Here is a 16,199-nt window from a genome sequence, read left to right as displayed (position 1 = left end):
ACCTCATACGCCCGGTGACGGGCCACCGCTCGCGACTCAGCGGCGCAGCGGGTCCTCCGTGATCTCCCTCAGTCGCTCGATGAATCGCTGCTCCGCGAAGCTCTGCGCTCGGTCCCGGATGGACTCCGAGGAACTCTCCACCAGCATCGCCTGCTGAACCGCCGCCCGGATCGCCTCCGCCGTCGGCTCCTCGAAGAAGAGCCCGTTCACGCCCTCCTCGACGGTGTCGAGATACCCGCCGGCGCGGAGCGCGATCGTCGGCACACCATGGGCCCCGGCTTCGAGCGGGGTGAGCCCGAAGTCCTCGTGGCTCGCGGCGATGAGCGCGCGCGCATTCCCGTAGGCCCAGCGCATCTGCGCATCGGAGAGGCCCTCGACGAGGCGGACGTTCTCGCCGGCGAGCGCCGCGAGATGCTCCTTCTCGGGTCCCTTGCCGATGACCAGCAGGCGCTCGTCGGGCAGCCCGCGGAACGCCTCGATCACGCGGTCGACGTGCTTGTACGGCTGCAGGCGGGAGACCACGAGGAAATGCCCGCCCTCGGTGCCGTCGGCTCCGGCCCAGCCGGCGAGCTCGGAGATCGGCTCCTGCTCGCCCTCGGCGACGGCGGGGCTGAAGGGCGGGAAGAGGGTCGGTGCATCGATCCGGTAGACGCGGCGAATCCGCTCGCGCACGACGGACGAGTTCGCGAGATAGCGGTGCGCGGTCATCGCGGCGCGGCGGTCCCAGATCGTCAGCGCCGGCGTCAGCACGCTGAGCAGCAGGCGCTTGGGGTCCAGTCGCCCTGCGTCCCCAAGATAGTCCTCGGGGAGGTAGAGCCAGCGCGCCGGGGAGTGGCAGTAGACGATCTTCCGGCCATCGGTCGGGAAGGCGTGCGCCCAGCCGGAGGAGGAGGCGATGACGATGTCGGCGTCGATCGTCATCCGGGAGGAGGCCGCCGCGAGGAGCGGCAGGGCGATGCGGGGATCGCGCCGGAAGGGACCGATCCGGTTCAGGCCGCTCGTGCGGATCCGCATGTCGCGGAACTCGGGATAGGTCTGGTCGGGTGCGTAGAAGAGCGTGTGGATCTCGGCGTCGGGGAACGCTCGGGCGAGGGACAGCACCACGCGCTCTGCCCCGCCGCGCTGCGTGAGGTAGTCGTGAGCGATGGCTATGCGGGGGCGTTCCGCGCCATCAGACGCGATGCCGGCCGGCGCTGCTCGGTGCTTCGGCGCCGCTGCGCCCTGCCTGGTTCCGGCGAGGCCGGCGGCCTCGACGCCGAGGGCGACGAGCTTGCGGCCGACGGCCGGGGGCGCCATGGGGAGGACCCGATCGACTGCCGCCGCGTATGTCCGGGCGCCGCGTACCGAACGGAGCAGCCGAGCGGTCGATCCGACGGCCAGGCCCCACGGACCCGAGCCGGCCGATGCCGCCGGCAGCGGGGCCTCCGGGTGCCGCGCGAGGAAGGTCGCGCGCGCGGCACCGGCCTCGTAGGCCTTGACGGTGCGGGCGGCGGCGGTGCGCGCCGGGCCGTGATGCTCGGCGGTCGCCCCGTCGACGAGGCCGACCGGGATGCCGGCGGCATGGAGCCGGTACCCGTAGTCGACGTCCTCCCAGCCGTAGGCGCGGTAGGCGGTGCTGTACGGACCGATCTCCTCCCAGGTCTCCCGGGTGATCGAGCAGTTCGCCGCCCAGAGCCGCCAGCGCTCGTCGGCGCCCCGCGCCGAGGCCGCCGCGAACGAGCTCGCGGCCGCGGCTTCGCCGTAGGCCCGGGCGTAGGCCGATCTCTCGTGGATGTCCTGCGTGAGGCCGACCCCGCCTGCCCGGCCTGCAGACGCATGGAAGCGGACATGCGAGGTCACGAATCCCGACGGGACCACCAGGTCGTCGTCGCAGCGGATCAGCACCTCGCCGCGCGCGGCCTCGAACCCGGCGTTCAGGGCAGCGACCCTCCCCCGGTTCTCGGGGAAGACGATGCTGCGCACGGGGAACCGGTCGTCAGCGGCGAGCAGCGCGACCGAGCCGTCGTCGACGCCGTCGACCACGGTGATCACCTCGAAGGAGGGCGTCCCCTCCGCCTGGCCCGCGAAGGAGTCGAGCAGCGCCGGCAGACGGTCGACGCCGCGGTAGGACGGCACGATGATGCTGGCGATCGGGGTCTCGTCGGTCACCGGGAGGCCTCCTGAGGATGAGTCGGGTCGATGGGGCGGGCACCGCCTGCAGGGCGGCGCGCCAGGTCAGGAAGCTGGGCGAGGAGCTCGGCGACGCGTCGCCGACCGGCCGCCGGGGAGAACTCCTGCTCCCAGCGCATCCGCGCGGCGTCGGCCTGCGCGGAGCGGCCGGAGGGGTCGGCATCGGCGAGCGCGGCGGTGATCGCGGCGGCCAGGGCGGTGTCGTCGCCGGCCGGCACGATCCACGGGTGGTCGCCCCCCGCGACCTCGGGCAGCGCGCCGACGTCGGTGATCACGAAGGGCGCGCCGGCGGCCATGGCCTCGGCGACGGTCATGCCGAAGGACTCCGGCCAGATCGAGGGGAACACGGCGAGGTCGACCGCGGCGAAGAACTCCCCGCGGTCGATCCAACCGGGCTGGTCCACATGGTCGGCGATCGGGGCGAGCGCACCGCTGATCGCCCGGTCGTCCTCCTCGGTGCCGAAGCGGTTCTCCCCTGCCAGCAGCAGACGCTCGTCTCCGGCACCCCCAGCGATGACCTGCGTCATCGCCCGTGCGAGCACGTCGACGCCCTTGTCCCGCGTGAGGCGACCCAGGTAGCCCACGCGGTGCGCGGCATGGCCCTCGGGCGCTGGCTCTCGGCGCGCGATGTCGACGGTCCAGTTCGCGAGGACCCGGGCCCCGGGGATCCGTTCCGCCATGAACGAGGACGGGACGAGCGTCGCCCGGGCACCGAGGCGCGCCACCCGCACGGCGGCCTTCTGCAGCCCGCTCGGCAGGATGTGCAGGTGCACGATGCGGGGACCGATCCCGGCGGTCGCCGTGGAGGGGACGAGGCCGTTGCACCACAGCGGGATGCGCCGGTTCCGCAGGCGCCAGCGCAGGAGGGCGAGCATGTAGGCGCGCCGTCCCTGGGCCGGCAGGACGATGGTCTCGAACCCGCGCTCCGCGGCCTCGGCGACGAGGTCGCCCGGCCTGGCCGGACCGATCACGAGAACCTCGATGCCGAGCTCTCGCAGCGCCTCGGCGATGTTGAGGAGCATGACCTCACCGCCGCCGATGTCGCCGTTGTTGGTGGCGATTGCGATGCGAGCACGGTGCGTCCCGGCCGTCATGCCTCGATCCCTTCCGGGGCATCCTGGGAACGGCGACGGCTCCTCCAGCGGTCACGGAGGGCGAGGAGCCATTCCTTCATCTTCCCGGAGAGGTACACCTCCCCGATCCGGTGATAGACGACGGCGATCCCGGTGACCGCGGCAAAGGTGACCACCATGCCGAGGTTCCTGCCGGTGAACGGGGCGATCAGATGGAGGATCGCGTAACCGGAGACCGCATGTCCGATGTACAGGGAGTAGCTGATCCGCCCGTAGAACTGGATCGGGCGCCAGAGCAGGACGCCGGTGCGTTCCCGGAGCACGACGACGGTGAAGAGCATCGCCACCCCCGCGACCCACGCCATCTGCTCCCAGCCATGGAGGATCCCGGAGATGACGACCGTCGACAGCACGGCGAGGAGCCCGCCGATGCGATACCGGGCGTCCTTCCGGGCCAGGTGCATGAGCATGCCGGCCGAGAAGAAGGGCCCCCATTCGACCAGCAGGAGGTTGAGCGGGATCTTCCATGTGGTCACGACGAGCTGCGGGTCGATGCCCAGCGTGTGGGGTCTCGCGAGGGTCGCGATGACCAGGGAGACCGAGATCCAGATGCCGGCGATCCAGGGGACGAGCCGATCCGTGATCTTCGCATGGGTGAGCAGCAGGAGCGCGAGGATCAGGGCATAGAACTGCATCTCGATGGAAAGAGTCCAATAGACCTCGTCGACGTTGGGGACGAGGATCAGCCGCTGCACCATCGTGTAGTTCAGCAGGCGAGCCGCCCACCCGACGTCCGTGTGCGGCACCCGGAACAGGATCGACACGATGATGCTCACCGTCACCGCGAGCCAGTAGACCGGGAAGAGGCGGGAGAAGCGGGAGATGACGAAGTCGCTCGACGACTTCGCGCGCTGCGCGCTCATCAGGATCACGAATCCGGAGATGAAGAAGAACAGCTGAACGCCATAGGCACCCCACGCGATGCTCGCGAACGGGGCGCTCTCCCCTGGGTACTTGCTGTCGTATGCGAAGGTCAGATGACTCCCGACGACGAGCACGGCCGCGATCCCCCGCAACCCGTCCAGCTCGAGGAAGCGCCTGCTCCTGGTGCCCGTCTCAGCGATCATCCGCGACGCTCCTCCACGGTCCCTGAATCGCTCTCCGCGGCTGCAGCCTTCGCCTCGGCATGCACCAGGAGGGCGACTCCGATGAGCAGCCCCCATTGCAGGGTGAAGAGGACCTCGCCGAGCTTCCAGGCGCAGATCAGCGTCGTGATCGTCGCCGCTTGGACGATGACCTCCCGCTTGTCGAGGTTCTCCCCGAAAGGTCTGAGGGCGACCACGATCGTGATCCCGAGCAGGAGGAGCAGCCACGGCCATCCCCCCTCGACGAGCGCGGAGGAGAATGAGTTGTGGAAGTACCAGATCTTGGTCGGATTGTCCTCGAACACGATGTAGGCCTCACCGAGTCCCTGGCCGAAGAAGCCCGTCTCGCTGACCTTGATCTGCGTCGCCGCGTTGATGCGCGAGCGCAGCAGATCAGAGCCCTCCCGGTCGGAGAAGATGCCGATCCGCGAGAAGTCCTCCGCGAGGAGGTCTACCGTGACGACGATCAGCACGCCCATCACCCAGCGCCCGACCGCTCCGATCCGGGGCGCGAAGATGATCCAGAGCACCGCAGCGACGAACGCGGAGATCGACGTCCGCGAGCCGGTCAACCAGACCAGTCCCCCCATCGAGAGCACGATCGCCGCCTTGACCGACGGACGCTCTGCGGCCAGCAGCACGAGGATTCCGAAGATCGCATACGTCATGCCGGCGACGTTCTTGTCGATGAGGAAGCCGGAGAGCACGCCCCCGTATCCATCCGGGGCGACGCCGGCGTAGAAGGCGATGGCATTGGCATATAACCCGATGGCGGTCCCCGCCAGCGCTGAGCGGAGATCGATCCGTCCCGCCGCGACGACGAGGATGAACACCCCCGTGAGCGCGAGCCGGATGAAGCGGCGGGACCAGTCCGACGCGAGCTCCGAAGGGTCGGCGAACATCGAGATCATCGCGATGTAGAACAGACCGATCGCGAGCACCGGGACGATGAGCTGCAGGCGCCCGAGGGCCACGCACGGAGAGCGTGTCATGCCGAGGACGATGATCAGCGCCATCGCGACCTGGTTGAACGGCAGCGGCAGACCGAACAGCGCATCCTCGAAGATCAGGCAGGCGAACAGCACGAGCTCCGGGATCCGCCAGGAGCCGACGGCCGACGCCGTCATCGCGGCGCTGCGTCGCAGGCTCCCGCTCAGGAGAGGCTTGCGCCCTCCGGATGCCGTCGAGGCTCGGCGTCCACCGACCATCGATGCGCCGCTGCCCTGCGTCCTCATGCCAGCGTCTCCGCATAGACCCGGGCGATCCCGTTGCACATGATCTCGAGGCCGCTCTCCGGGGCAACGCCGGCGGTGTCGACATCGGCGACCGACATCCTCGGCTCTCCGCGACCCGGCCGCTCCCCCACCTCCAGCCCCTGCTCCACGATCTGCCGCGCGATCTCCTCCGCCGGCAGCGCCCCTGGCGCAGCCCCCGCGATGCCTGCTTCCGCCCCCGCCCCGGCGCCGGAACCGCCGCCGCTCGCCACCAGGCACCGCTCCGGCACGATCTCGCTATTCCCGCCGACGTCCGTCGCGACGACGCCGAGGCCGTGGGCGACGGCGTCGAGGAGCGTGTAGGAGAGGTTCTCCCAGACGGAGAGCTGCACGACCACGTCGTGGCTGCGCAGGGCATCGGCCGCGTCCACGTGGCCCACGAAGGCGACGTGGTCGGCGAGGCCGAGGATGCCGGCGCGCGCTCGCAGCGAGGCCTCCTCGGGGCCGGTGCCGGCGATCGTCAGGGTCGCCTCGGGATGCTCGCGCAGGACATGCACGAAGGCCCGCAGGAGCTCGTCGATCCGCTTCTCGGGCGCAAGGCGCGCGAGCGAGAGGATCCGCAGGCCCGGCCGCGGCTCCGCCGCTCCGGTCCCCGCACCCGGCGCCTCGACCTCGTTGCGCACCACGACGATCTTCTCCGCGCTCCCCCACTGCGCGGCGACCTGCTTGCGCGTGGACTCGCTGACGGCGATTATCCGGTCGGTGCGCAGCAGGCGGGCGCGATGCGCGGCCGCCTTCGCGCGCGCCGCGGCCTCGGAGGCCTGGTAGTAGCCGCGGACGCCCGCGATCCCGTGCTCGGTGGAGACGACGCGGATGCGCTCGCCGCGTCCGGAGCGCAGGCCCTGGACGGCGGCGATGCCCGCGAGATCCGCGAAGGCGAGGTGCGTGTGGAGGACGTCGGGCCGCAGGCGCCGGAGCGCGTCGCGGATCGCGGCGACCGCGGCGCGGGTCCCGTCGTCGGGCGAGACCGGGCCGACGAGCACGGGCACGCCGAGAGCGCGGAGACGCTCGGCGAGCGGCCCCTCGGGGCAGAGCACCACGATCCGCCACCCGGGCACGCCGGTCCGGGCGGCGTCGAGCACGTGCCGGGCGACGCCGCCGAGGTCGGCGACGGGCACGCACCAGAGGGCGGTCCTCAGAACCATTCCCGCAGCCGATCGAGCGCCGTGAAGAAGCCTTCGCCGGTGTTCACGTGGCCCATCCAGATCTCGGGGATGAAGGGGGCCTTCGGGGCGAGGCGGTCCATGCGCTCGGCGAGGTCCTTGAAGTCGACCTCGCCCTCGCCGACCTGCACGCCCTCGCCGTCGACGCCCACGGAGTCGACGATGTGGAGGTGCTCGGTGTACGGGCCCATGATGTCGATGTACTCGCTGAAGGGGCGCCCGAAGAAGTTCGCGGCGAGCTTCGAGTGGGAGACGTCGAAGGTGAGGCGTCGGCCGTAGGTCTCGCAGAACCAGGCGGTGTCCTCGGGCTCCATGAACAGGTTGTGGTACTGCTGGCCGCCCATGAGCCACGGGAACGGCGGGAGGGTCTGCGCGGTCAGGCGCACGCCCTCCTCGTCGACCCGCTCGAGGCCCTGCTGGATCCGCTCGTACAGCGGGTAGCGCTCCTCGGGCCGCAGGTGGCGGTCGGGGAGGAAGCCGCCCATCGTGACGATCACGATCGGGTCCTCCTCGCAGGTGAACCACTGCCGCAGGTCGCGGGTGAGGTCGACGACCCGCTGGACCTCGCGGATCGAGCGCTCCCAGATCGTCTCGTCGGGCGAGGCGAGGTCGATGAGGAAGTCCCCGGGGTACAGGTCGGGGGCGTGGACGGTGTGGAACTGCTCGAGCTTCTCGCCCTCGGCGAAGAACTGCGCGGGGTCGAGGTCCATGTCCTTGGCGCTCTGGTGGAACTCGAGGAACTCGGGACGGGAGACCTCGAGCAGGTCGCGGAAGTCGTGGAAGCGCACGGGCAGGCCCCACGGGCGGCGGAAGCTGTAGTCGCTGCGGGTGCGGGGGCGTCCGGCGAGGTCGCCCGGGTAGAAGAAGTCGCCGGCGGGCACGTCGCGGTGCAGGGTCACGCCCAGCAGCGCCTCGCGGCGGTCGGGCTGGAGGCCGCGGCCGGGGCTCTTCACGTCGACGTCGGCCGCGGTGACGGTGTCGCCGGCGCGCAGGTCGCGGGAGGCGACGAGCGACTTGGCGAGGTTGACGCGGTTCATGAGCTCGCCGGTGGAGAGCTCGCGCGGACCGTCGGAGCCGAGCGCCTCCTCGACCTCGCGGATCTGGCGGACCATGCTCGCGAGCTCGTCGGGCAGCAGCGAGACCTTGTGGTCGTTGCCCTCGAGGGTCTTGTCGAGGGTCACGTGCTTCTCGACGATCGCGGCGCCGCGGGCGACGGCCGCGACGGGCACGTGCCAGCCGCGCTCGTGGCCGGAGTAGCCGACGAGGCAGTCGCCCAGCTCGGCGAGGCGGTCCATGTAGCGCAGGTTCAGGTCCTTGTAGGGCGCCGGATAGGTCGACTGCGTCTGCAGCAGCGCGAAGGGCGCGCCGTGCTGGCGCAGCACCTCGACGGCCCCGCTGATCTCCTGCTCGGTGCTCATGCCGGTGGAGACGATCATCGCGGCGCCGAAGTCGGCGACGTGCCCGAGCAGGTCGTGGTTGGTGAGATCGGCGGAGGCGATCTTGTAACCGCCCATGCCGTAGCGATCCAGGGCGTCGGCCGAGGGGATGTCCCAGGGGGTGCAGATGACGTCGACGTCGCGCGCGGCGCAATGGTCGAACACGCGGTACATGTCCTCGACCGACAGCGAGTACTTGGCCAGCAGGTTCATCGTGTACTGGGGGCCGAGGTCCTCGCCGGCGCTGCCGGTCCCGCCCGAGCGGTACAGGGCCTCCATGTCGCGCAGCTGGAACTTCACGGTGTCGACGCCGGCGTCGACGCAGCGGTCGACGAGCTCCTTCGCCATCGCCACGTCGCCCTGATGGTTGTTGCCGATCTCGCCGATCAGCAGCGCCGGATGGCCCGCGCCGACGGTGCGGCGGCCGATCGTGAGGGTCCGCGTGCCGGGGCTCGCGACGGCGACCAGCCGCCCGCGCTCGTCGACGACGGGGATGCGGTCGACGCCGCCGCCGAACAGCCGCGAGATCTCGGCGACGGGGGTGCCCTCGACGACCGAGACGAAGGAGGTGTGGGCTGCATCCACGACGGCCGCGGACAGGTCCGGGGTCGCCTGGGACACGAGCCAGCGGCGCACGTCCCCGTCGGTGAGGCTCCCGCGGACGGTCCCGTGGGAGTCCACGACCAGCACCATGCGGGCTTGGTTCTCGCTGATGCGGCGCAGGGCCTCGAGGACGCTCGCGCCCTCGTCGACGGCATAGGCGGCGGTGTTGCGATCCAGGATCATGACGTCCTCCATCCGAGGCGGGCGAGCATCGACTCCGCGGCGGCGACGTCGGTGAGGGTGTCGATGTCGACGCCCTCGACCTCGTCGAGCACGAAGAGCTCGGTGCGTCCGCCGATGCGATTCTGCAGCGTGCGGTAGATCTGCGGGGCCGTCACGTACAGGCTCCCGTTCTCGAAGTAGTGCATCTGATCGGCCCGGAGCTCCTGCCGACGCGGCCGGGCGGTCACGTCGTAGGCGGCGCGGGCGCCCTCCCCCGGGCGCTCGGGGAGGCGCCAGAAGAAGGGGGATTCGGGGACGACGCCGACGAGGCTGTCGGCGCCGCTGTCGCGGAACTGCGCAAGGGCCCGCGCGATCGTGTCGGGGTGCCGCACCGGCGAGGTCGCCTGCAGCAGCACCACGGCGTCGAGGACGCGCGCGCCCGGGTCGCCGGCGGCGAGGCCGCGCTCCGCGTTCTCCGCGGCGAGCTCCGCCTCGACGACGTCCATCGCATGCAGCACGACGGGCTCGGTGGGCGCCGTGTCGACGGCCAGCTCCGCGGGCCGCTCGATCACGCGGGCGCCGTGGGCGCGGGAGACCTCGGCGATCTCCGCGTCCTCCGTCGACACCGCGACGATCACGTCGGCCGCCGCCGAGCCCGCACCGGCGGACGCTGCGGCACCGCCCGCACCGTCGGCCGCGCTGTCGGCCGCGCTGTCGGCCGCGCTCGCGCCGACGCGCTGCGCCTCGAGCGCCTGCGCGATCGTCCAGGCGATCAGCGGACGCCCGCCGACGGGCAGCAGGTTCTTGCGCGGGATGCCCTTCGAGCCGCCGCGCGCGGGGATCACGACGAGCGCGGTCATGCCGCTCCCTCCAGGAACTGCGCGACCAGGCGGGCGGGCTCGTCGGCCCCGACCTCGGGGGCCGGGGTCGGGTCGCCGCCGCCGCGCCGCCAGGGACGCATGTCGTAGCGGACCCAGAACTCGCGCACCCACTCGGGCATCTGCCGGCCGACGACGTACGCGGGCAGTCCCCGCACCGCGGCCTCGAGCACGCCCGTGGAGAAGATCCCGACGACGGGCCCGTCGATCTGCCGCAGCGGGATCGCGGTGTCGTGGAAGACGATGCCGCGGCGGCGCATGACCGCATGCACGCTGCGGGAGAGCACGTCCACCTCCGCGGGATGGGGGCGGTACAGCGCCCCCTCCTCGCGGCAGAAGGAGTACGGGACGGTCGCGGTCAGGCGGCGCGCGAGCTCCGCGCCGTGCATCTGCCCGAGGAACACCGGTCGCCCGTCGGCCGACGAGCCCGCGCGCGCACCTGCACTGGCACCGGCACCGGCGGTCGCGCCGCCGTTCGCACCTGCGGCGGGATCCTCCCCGTCGCCCTCATGGGCGGCCTGCCACAGCAGCTGCGAGCCGATCGTGCGGATCTCCAGGTCGTCACGGCCCGAGCGGTAGAACGCGCCGTCGGCGTCGGTCCAGGCCAGGAGCGTGGTGTCGGGCGGCAGCGGGGGCGCGAAAGGCGTGAGCGCGCCGTGCTGGACGACGGCGGCGGGAACGGCCGCGCCCTGCGCCCAACGGTGGGCGAGGCGCCCGACCTCGAGATGCTGGCCGAGGGTCGCGACCGCGCCGATCCCGCGGCCCTCGAGCAGACGGGAGGCGTCGTCGGAGCGCTCGATCGTCCACGAGCCCGCCTCGCCGAGCTCGGGGAGCCGGTCGAGGGGGACGTCGGTCGGCAGCAGCACGTCGACGCCCGCATCGAGATACGGCAGGGCCGTCAGCAGGCTCGCCCGGGAGGTCGGGGAGGCGGAGTCCACGCCCAGCAGCACGCGACGCCCGCCGGTGCCCGCGCCCTCGCGGCTGAGGCGGGTGAAGCGTCCGCCGTCGACCGACGTCTCCCCCGTCGGCCCGCTCGTCGACCCGGCCGCCGACCAGGCGTTCGCCGCAGCGGAGCCGCCGAGGCGCGAGCGGACCGCCCCGGTCACGCCGGAGACGGCGCCGGTCACGGCGTGCTTCGCGCGGCGGGCCCGGTGCCGGGACTCCTGCCATTCCTGCCAGCGCTCGAGACTGCGAGGGTGGATCAGCGCCACAGCCGGTCGACCTCCTGGATCCGATGGTCGAAGGTGTGCTCGGCGAGGGTGCGGCGCCGGCCGGCGTCGCGCAGGCCCTGCGCCCAGCCGGGGTCGGCGATCGCGCGGCGGCTGAGCTCGGTGAGCTCGTCGAGGTCGTGCCAGACGGCGACCTCGGTGCCCACGTCGTAGAACTGGTCGACGTCGTCGCGGTCGACGAGCTGGACGCCGCCCATGCCGGGGATCTCGAAGGTGCGCATCGCATGCCCGTTCTGCAGGCCGTGGATCGCGACGGCGGCCGCGGCCTCCGCATGGATCTGGTAGGCGCGCTCGAGGGGGACCTCGCGGGAGGACGCGAAGGACGGGCGCGACCAGGAGAAGGTCCGGGCCCGGTCCCAGGGATGGCGGGAGAAGTCCCGGCCCCAGGCGTGCACGGGCAGGCCCTGGTCGGCGAGGTGCGTCAGGGTCGTCATGCGGTTGGCGTAGCCGGAGCCGATGAAGACGATCTCGCCGGTGCGGGCGCTCGTCCGCTCCGCCCGGTGGGGGTCGAAGGCGTTGGGCACGAAGTGGGCGTCGGCGCCGAGGGCGCGGAGGTCCTCGGCCTCGGAGCGGGCGTAGTCGACGATCGGGCCGACCTCGCGGAGGAACTCCTCCGTGTAGTCGTGGCGGTGGAGGTCGTCGTAGAGCCAGAGGATCCGCGGGGTGTCGCCGAGGGCGTCCCAGAAGCGCTCGTCGAGGCCGTCGCCCTTGATGATGACGACCCGGTCGGGCCGGATCCGCTGCAGCGCCGCGATCACCCGGTCGGTGAGACGGGCCCGCTCGGCGGTGCGACGGTCGTCGGCCCCCGGCAGGCGCAGGCGATCGGGGAGCTCGACGGTCGCCTTCAGGCGGGTCTTCTCGGCGACCGTGTCGTAGGCGTCGTAGCGGACGACCCCGACCCGGTGCCCGAGCCGCTCGAAGGCGTCGCCGATGCTCCGCCAGTAGCCGTGGAAGGCCGGGGTGACCAGCAGCAGCGTCTCCTGCCGGGTGCCGGGCACGGGCGTCGCCGAGGACGAGGGCGTCGCCGACGGCGAGGGGCCGTTCGTGCTCATCGGGGGAGCTCCGTTCCGGCGCGGTGGATGAGGGTGAGCTCCTCGCGCGCCACGGTGAGGGGCCGCACGTCGCGCCCGGCGAGACGTCGGCCCGTGTTCCAGATCAGATTGGCCCCGGTCGCGGCCGTGAGACCCGCCCGGAGGAGATGCACATGCCCGTGGCGCCGCGCATAGCGGGTGCGGGCGCCGACGAGCCAGCGGCGCCGACGGGCCTCCCCGCCGGAGGAGCCGCCGCCCTCGTGGTGCACAGCGAGGTCCGCGTCCAGCAGGGCGGGGATGCCCGAGCGCCGCAGCCGCAGCTGCAGGTCGACCTCCTCGGTGTACATGAAGTACCCCTCGTCGAAGCCGCCGGCCGCGCGGACCTCCGCGAGGGGCAGCAGGAGCGCCGCCCCCGACACCCAGTCCACGGGGACCATGCCGGTGGCGCGGTCGGCCGCGAGATCGTGGCCGACGGCCCGGTGCAGCAGGTCGCGGTCGCGCTGCGAGGCGAGCGGGACGAGCCATTCGACGACCTGGTGGCCGATCGTCGGGAAGCGCCGCGCCGAGTGGGCGCTCGCGCCGTCGGGGTCGAGCACCCGGAAGCCGACGACGGCGGGTCCCCACGGCTCGGCATGCTCGAGGGCGGCGCGGCAGAAGCCCGGCGGGATCGTGAGGTCGGAGTTCAGGACGAGCGCCCGGTCGAGGTCGCCGAGCGCCCACAGGCCCGTGTTCACCGCCGCGCCGAAGCCGCCGTTCGCCGCGCGGACCACGAGCTCGACGCCCGCGGGCAGCGCGCTCGCGTCGATCGGCTCGGGGCTCGCGTCGTCGACGACGAGCACGCGGGCGGGTCGGTCGGCCGGCTCGGCGGCGGGGCCGGCGCCGGGGCCGACGAGCGCGTCCAGCAGCGGCAGCACCGGGTCGATCGTCCCGTGGACGGGGATGACGACGCCGAGGCGGTCGAGTCCGGTCATCGGGAGGCCTCGTCGGCGTCCGCAGCGACGTCCTGGGCGGCGTTCTCGGCGGGGCGGCTCGGCGCCGGGGCGGGCGACGGCGCGGGCGCCGCCGACTGCGTGGGCGCGGACGATGCGGAGTGCGTGGGCGCGGGCGACGCCGAGCGCGTCGACAGGGACGAGTACGCGGCGGCGGCCGCGGCCGTCGTCGACGCCGGGCCCCAGGCGGAGGCCTGGTCCGACGCGGCAGGGGCCGGGGCGGCGGGGGCGGCGGCCCGGGCCGCAGGAGCGGAGGCCCGGGCCGCGGGGGCCGGGGCGGCAGCGGCGGGTGCCGCAGCAGCAGCGGGCGCCGCAGCAGCAGCGGGTGCCGCAGCGGAGGCCGGCGCCGGGGAGGCGGCGCGCCGGCGGCGCGGCCCCGTGTTCTCCTCGACGGGCGGGGCGGGGACGGCCGACTCCGTGAGCGGCTCGGCGGGGCCGCCGGCATCGGCGATCTCGATGTCCGTGGTCTGGGCCTCGGCCTGCGCGTATCCGTTCTTGCCGCCGTAGGCGTAGCGGCCGTAGGCGCCGTAGCCGTACTCGGCGTCGCCGTAGGCGAGGCGCGTGAAGCGGCTCTGCGAGGCGCGGTTCAGGACGATGCCGTAGACCTTGCCGCCGATCGAGCGGAGGGACTCGACGGCCCGGGAGACCGCGATCGACCGCGAGCGGCCGGGGACGGCGACCAGGATCGCGCCGTCGGTGTGGCGGGAGAGCAGCTGGGCGTCGGTCACGGCGAGCACCGGCGGGGCGTCGACGATGATGAAGAACTGCCCGGAGAGCTCCTCGATGAGCTCCTTCATGCGGCGTGAGCCCAGCAGCTCCGAGGGGTTCGGCGGGACCTGGCCGGCCGGCAGCAGCGAGAGCATCGGCGTGCTCGTCGGCTGCACCGCGGCGTCGAGCATGACCGCGCCCGCGAGCAGCTGCGAGAGGCCGACGGAGCCGTCGACCCCGAACTCCTCGGCGACCTTCGGTCGGCGCAGGTCGGCATCGATCAGCAGCGTCGGCTGACCGGCGCGGGCCATGACCCGCGCGAGGTTCGCCGACACCGTCGACTTGCCCTCGCCGGGGGCGCTCGAGGTCACGACGATCGAGCGCGGCGGCGCATCGACGTCGATGTAGCGGAGGTTCGTGCGGAGCTTGCGGACGGCCTCGCGGGTCTCGAAGGCCGTCAGCTCTGGCAGCACGCCGTCCTTGCCGCGGTTCATCTCGCGGGAGTCCGGCAGGGTGCCCAGGAGCGGCACGCCGAGGCCCTCGACGACGTCGTCGGCCGTGCGGATCCGCGAGTCGTTGCGATCGCGCAGCCAGGCGAGGGCGAGCGCGATCAGCAGACCGGCGGCGGCGCCCGCGGCCGCGAACCGGTTGCGGTCCGGGGAGATGGGGGCGCCCGGCGGCGTGGCCGTCTGGTAGACGACCAGCTGGTAGGCGGCCGAGGCGTTCTCGTTACCGCCGGTCTCGATGGTGCGCGCCTCGATGGCGACGGCCTCGACCGCGGCGTCGGCGATCTTCCCGGCGGTCTCCGCGTCGGAGGCGACGGCCGTGACCGTGATGATCGGGGCGTTGGGGTCGATGGACGCGCTCAGCGAGCCGGCCACCTGGTTCGGGCTCATGCCCACGCCGGTCGTCTCGACGATCCGCTCGCCGACCACGCGCGTGGAGAACAGCGGCAGGTAGGTCTGCGCCCGCTGGTACTGCGCCTGCATGGTCGCTCCCGCCTGCGCGGTCTCCGAGCTGGAGCCGACCGAGACGTAGCCGAGCGCCGAGGCCGCGTACTGCGGGGTCTTCGTATACGAGAAGCCATATCCGGCGGCGGCGCCGAGAACAGTCACGATGACCAGCAGCAAAAGGTTACGCAGCAGTAGGCGCAGGAAATCCTCGATCGTCACCGGAAGCACGTCGTTTCAGGAGGGGACACGGGGTCAGTCCGATAGTAAGTGGTGAAAGCACTGCAAGAACAGCATGACCATCTTTCGTTCACCCACCGGCCCCGAGGGACCGCCATACTGGCCCCATGCGCGGCATCATCCTGGCCGGCGGGACCGGATCCCGTCTTCATCCGCTGACGATCGGCGTCTCCAAGCAGCTCATGCCGGTCTACGACAAGCCGATGATCTACTACCCTCTCTCCACGCTCATGCTCGCGGGCATCCGGGAGATCCTCATCATCACCACGCCCGCGGACCACGAGGCGTTCCGCCGCGTGCTCGGCGACGGCAGCCGCTTCGGCATCGAGCTGACCTACACGGTCCAGCCCTCGCCCGACGGTCTCGCCCAGGCGTTCCTGCTCGGCGAGGAGTTCCTCGCCGACGGGCCCGCCGCCCTCGTGCTCGGCGACAACCTCTTCCACGGCGACGGCCTCGGCACCCAGCTCAGCCGGTTCCAGGAGGTGGACGGCGCCGTCGTCTTCGGCTACCCGGTGAAGGATCCGACCGCCTACGGCGTCGTCGAGATGGACGCCGACGGGCGGGCCCTCTCCCTCGAGGAGAAGCCCGAGCACCCGAAGTCGAACCTCGCCGTGCCCGGCCTCTACTTCTACGACCGCACCGTCGTCGAGCGCGCCAAGGCGCTGACTCCCTCCGCCCGCGGCGAGCTGGAGATCACCGACCTCAACCGCACCTACCTGGACGAAGGGAAGCTGCGGGTCGACGTCCTCACCCGCGGCACCGCCTGGCTCGACACCGGCACCTTCGACGATCTCGCCGCCGCGGCCGAGTTCATCCGCACGGTCCAGCATCGTCAGGGCCTGTCCATCGGCGCCCCCGAGGAGGTCGCCTGGCGTCAGGGGCTGCTCAGCGACGAGGAGCTGCGCGAGCGCGCTCAGCCGCTGCTGAAGTCCGGCTACGGGCGCTACCTGCTGGACGTGCTCGAGCAGGAGGGCGGGCACCGGTCGTGACCGGCCGCCGGCGCTGACGCGCGGCGCTCCCTCGCGCCGAGTCCCCCGCGCCCCTCTCCTCCCCTCTGCGCTTCCCCTCGCTCTCCCTCGCTTCCCCCCGTTCCATCCCCCGCTGCACCCGACCTTCCAGGAGGCCTCCATGGCATCGCGCCATCTGCTC

At 72.5% G+C, this 16,199-nt stretch carries 12 protein-coding genes; 1 reads left to right on the top strand and 11 read right to left on the bottom strand.

Translation table 11 applies throughout. From position 1 onward, the window contains the following. Nucleotides 1-36: 36 nt before the first annotated feature. The 11 genes from ACXET9_RS10860 to ACXET9_RS10810 all read right to left on the bottom strand — a co-directional run bounded on the left by ACXET9_RS10860 (nucleotide 37) and on the right by ACXET9_RS10810 (nucleotide 15,032). Nucleotides 37-2,148: a glycosyltransferase gene (locus ACXET9_RS10860; protein ID WP_457886608.1), complete on the bottom strand. Its 2,112-nt coding sequence runs from the start codon at nucleotides 2,146-2,148 to the stop codon at nucleotides 37-39. After that, nucleotides 2,145-3,263: a glycosyltransferase gene (locus ACXET9_RS10855; RefSeq protein WP_457886607.1), complete on the bottom strand. Its 1,119-nt coding sequence runs from the start codon at nucleotides 3,261-3,263 to the stop codon at nucleotides 2,145-2,147. Before ACXET9_RS10855 ends, ACXET9_RS10860 begins: the two co-directional genes overlap by 4 nt. After that, the gene (locus ACXET9_RS10850; protein WP_457886606.1) at nucleotides 3,260-4,369 is read right to left on the bottom strand and encodes an acyltransferase family protein; all 1,110 of its coding nucleotides are present in this window, start codon (nucleotides 4,367-4,369) and stop codon (nucleotides 3,260-3,262) included. Before ACXET9_RS10850 ends, ACXET9_RS10855 begins: the two co-directional genes overlap by 4 nt. Next, a complete protein-coding gene (locus ACXET9_RS10845; RefSeq protein ID WP_457886605.1) occupies nucleotides 4,366-5,514 on the bottom strand; it encodes an ABC transporter permease in 1,149 nt (382 codons plus the stop codon). The genes ACXET9_RS10850 and ACXET9_RS10845 overlap by 4 nt, the downstream gene beginning before the upstream one ends. A 104-nt stretch (nucleotides 5,515-5,618) precedes the next feature. Continuing rightward, nucleotides 5,619-6,806 carry a glycosyltransferase family 4 protein gene (locus tag ACXET9_RS10840; RefSeq protein WP_457886604.1) on the bottom strand — a complete coding sequence of 396 codons (1,188 nt, stop codon included), beginning with the start codon at nucleotides 6,804-6,806 and terminating at the stop codon, nucleotides 5,619-5,621. Next, on the bottom strand, nucleotides 6,797-9,046 hold the full coding sequence (locus ACXET9_RS10835; RefSeq protein ID WP_457886603.1) for an N-acetylneuraminate synthase family protein: 2,250 nt from the start codon (nucleotides 9,044-9,046) through the stop codon (nucleotides 6,797-6,799). Before ACXET9_RS10835 ends, ACXET9_RS10840 begins: the two co-directional genes overlap by 10 nt. Then, a complete protein-coding gene (locus tag ACXET9_RS10830; RefSeq protein WP_457886602.1) occupies nucleotides 9,043-9,885 on the bottom strand; it encodes an acylneuraminate cytidylyltransferase family protein in 843 nt (280 codons plus the stop codon). Before ACXET9_RS10830 ends, ACXET9_RS10835 begins: the two co-directional genes overlap by 4 nt. Further along, the gene (locus tag ACXET9_RS10825; protein WP_457886601.1) at nucleotides 9,882-11,114 is read right to left on the bottom strand and encodes a hypothetical protein; all 1,233 of its coding nucleotides are present in this window, start codon (nucleotides 11,112-11,114) and stop codon (nucleotides 9,882-9,884) included. The genes ACXET9_RS10830 and ACXET9_RS10825 overlap by 4 nt, the downstream gene beginning before the upstream one ends. After that, the gene (locus ACXET9_RS10820; protein WP_457886600.1) at nucleotides 11,105-12,184 is read right to left on the bottom strand and encodes a CgeB family protein; all 1,080 of its coding nucleotides are present in this window, start codon (nucleotides 12,182-12,184) and stop codon (nucleotides 11,105-11,107) included. The genes ACXET9_RS10825 and ACXET9_RS10820 overlap by 10 nt, the downstream gene beginning before the upstream one ends. Next, nucleotides 12,181-13,134 (bottom strand): glycosyltransferase, encoded by a 954-nt coding sequence (locus tag ACXET9_RS10815; protein ID WP_457886599.1) that lies wholly within the window; start codon nucleotides 13,132-13,134, stop codon nucleotides 12,181-12,183. The genes ACXET9_RS10820 and ACXET9_RS10815 overlap by 4 nt, the downstream gene beginning before the upstream one ends. Further along, nucleotides 13,131-15,032, bottom strand: a complete 1,902-nt coding sequence (locus ACXET9_RS10810; protein WP_457886598.1) for a polysaccharide biosynthesis tyrosine autokinase — start codon at nucleotides 15,030-15,032, stop codon at nucleotides 13,131-13,133. The genes ACXET9_RS10815 and ACXET9_RS10810 overlap by 4 nt, the downstream gene beginning before the upstream one ends. Nucleotides 15,033-15,157: 125 nt before the next feature. Between ACXET9_RS10810 and rfbA the strand changes: the two genes are divergently transcribed. Next, nucleotides 15,158-16,039, top strand: a complete 882-nt coding sequence (gene rfbA, locus ACXET9_RS10805; RefSeq protein WP_457886597.1) for a glucose-1-phosphate thymidylyltransferase RfbA — start codon at nucleotides 15,158-15,160, stop codon at nucleotides 16,037-16,039. The last annotated feature ends 160 nt before the right edge of the window (nucleotides 16,040-16,199 follow it).

It is taken from the genome of Brachybacterium netajii (SeqCode), assembly GCF_054114245.1.
Note: the sequence above shows the minus strand (reverse complement) of the source record. Positions and strands in the feature narration are given on the sequence as shown.

Bases quoted from the DNA above. Each gene is read 5' to 3' on its own strand.
- ACXET9_RS10845 (WP_457886605.1), bottom strand. From the start codon at position 5,514: ATGACGGCGTCGGCCGTCGGCTCCTGGCGGATCCCGGAGCTCGTGCTG.
- ACXET9_RS10850 (WP_457886606.1), bottom strand. From the start codon at position 4,369: ATGATCGCTGAGACGGGCACCAGGAGCAGGCGCTTCCTCGAGCTGGAC.
- ACXET9_RS10820 (WP_457886600.1), bottom strand. From the start codon at position 12,184: ATGAGCACGAACGGCCCCTCGCCGTCGGCGACGCCCTCGTCCTCGGCG.
- ACXET9_RS10835 (WP_457886603.1), bottom strand. From the start codon at position 9,046: ATGATCCTGGATCGCAACACCGCCGCCTATGCCGTCGACGAGGGCGCG.
- ACXET9_RS10855 (WP_457886607.1), bottom strand. From the start codon at position 3,263: ATGACGGCCGGGACGCACCGTGCTCGCATCGCAATCGCCACCAACAAC.
- ACXET9_RS10815 (WP_457886599.1), bottom strand. From the start codon at position 13,134: ATGACCGGACTCGACCGCCTCGGCGTCGTCATCCCCGTCCACGGGACG.
- ACXET9_RS10840 (WP_457886604.1), bottom strand. From the start codon at position 6,806: ATGGTTCTGAGGACCGCCCTCTGGTGCGTGCCCGTCGCCGACCTCGGC.
- rfbA (WP_457886597.1), top strand. From the start codon at position 15,158: ATGCGCGGCATCATCCTGGCCGGCGGGACCGGATCCCGTCTTCATCCG.
- ACXET9_RS10830 (WP_457886602.1), bottom strand. From the start codon at position 9,885: ATGACCGCGCTCGTCGTGATCCCCGCGCGCGGCGGCTCGAAGGGCATC.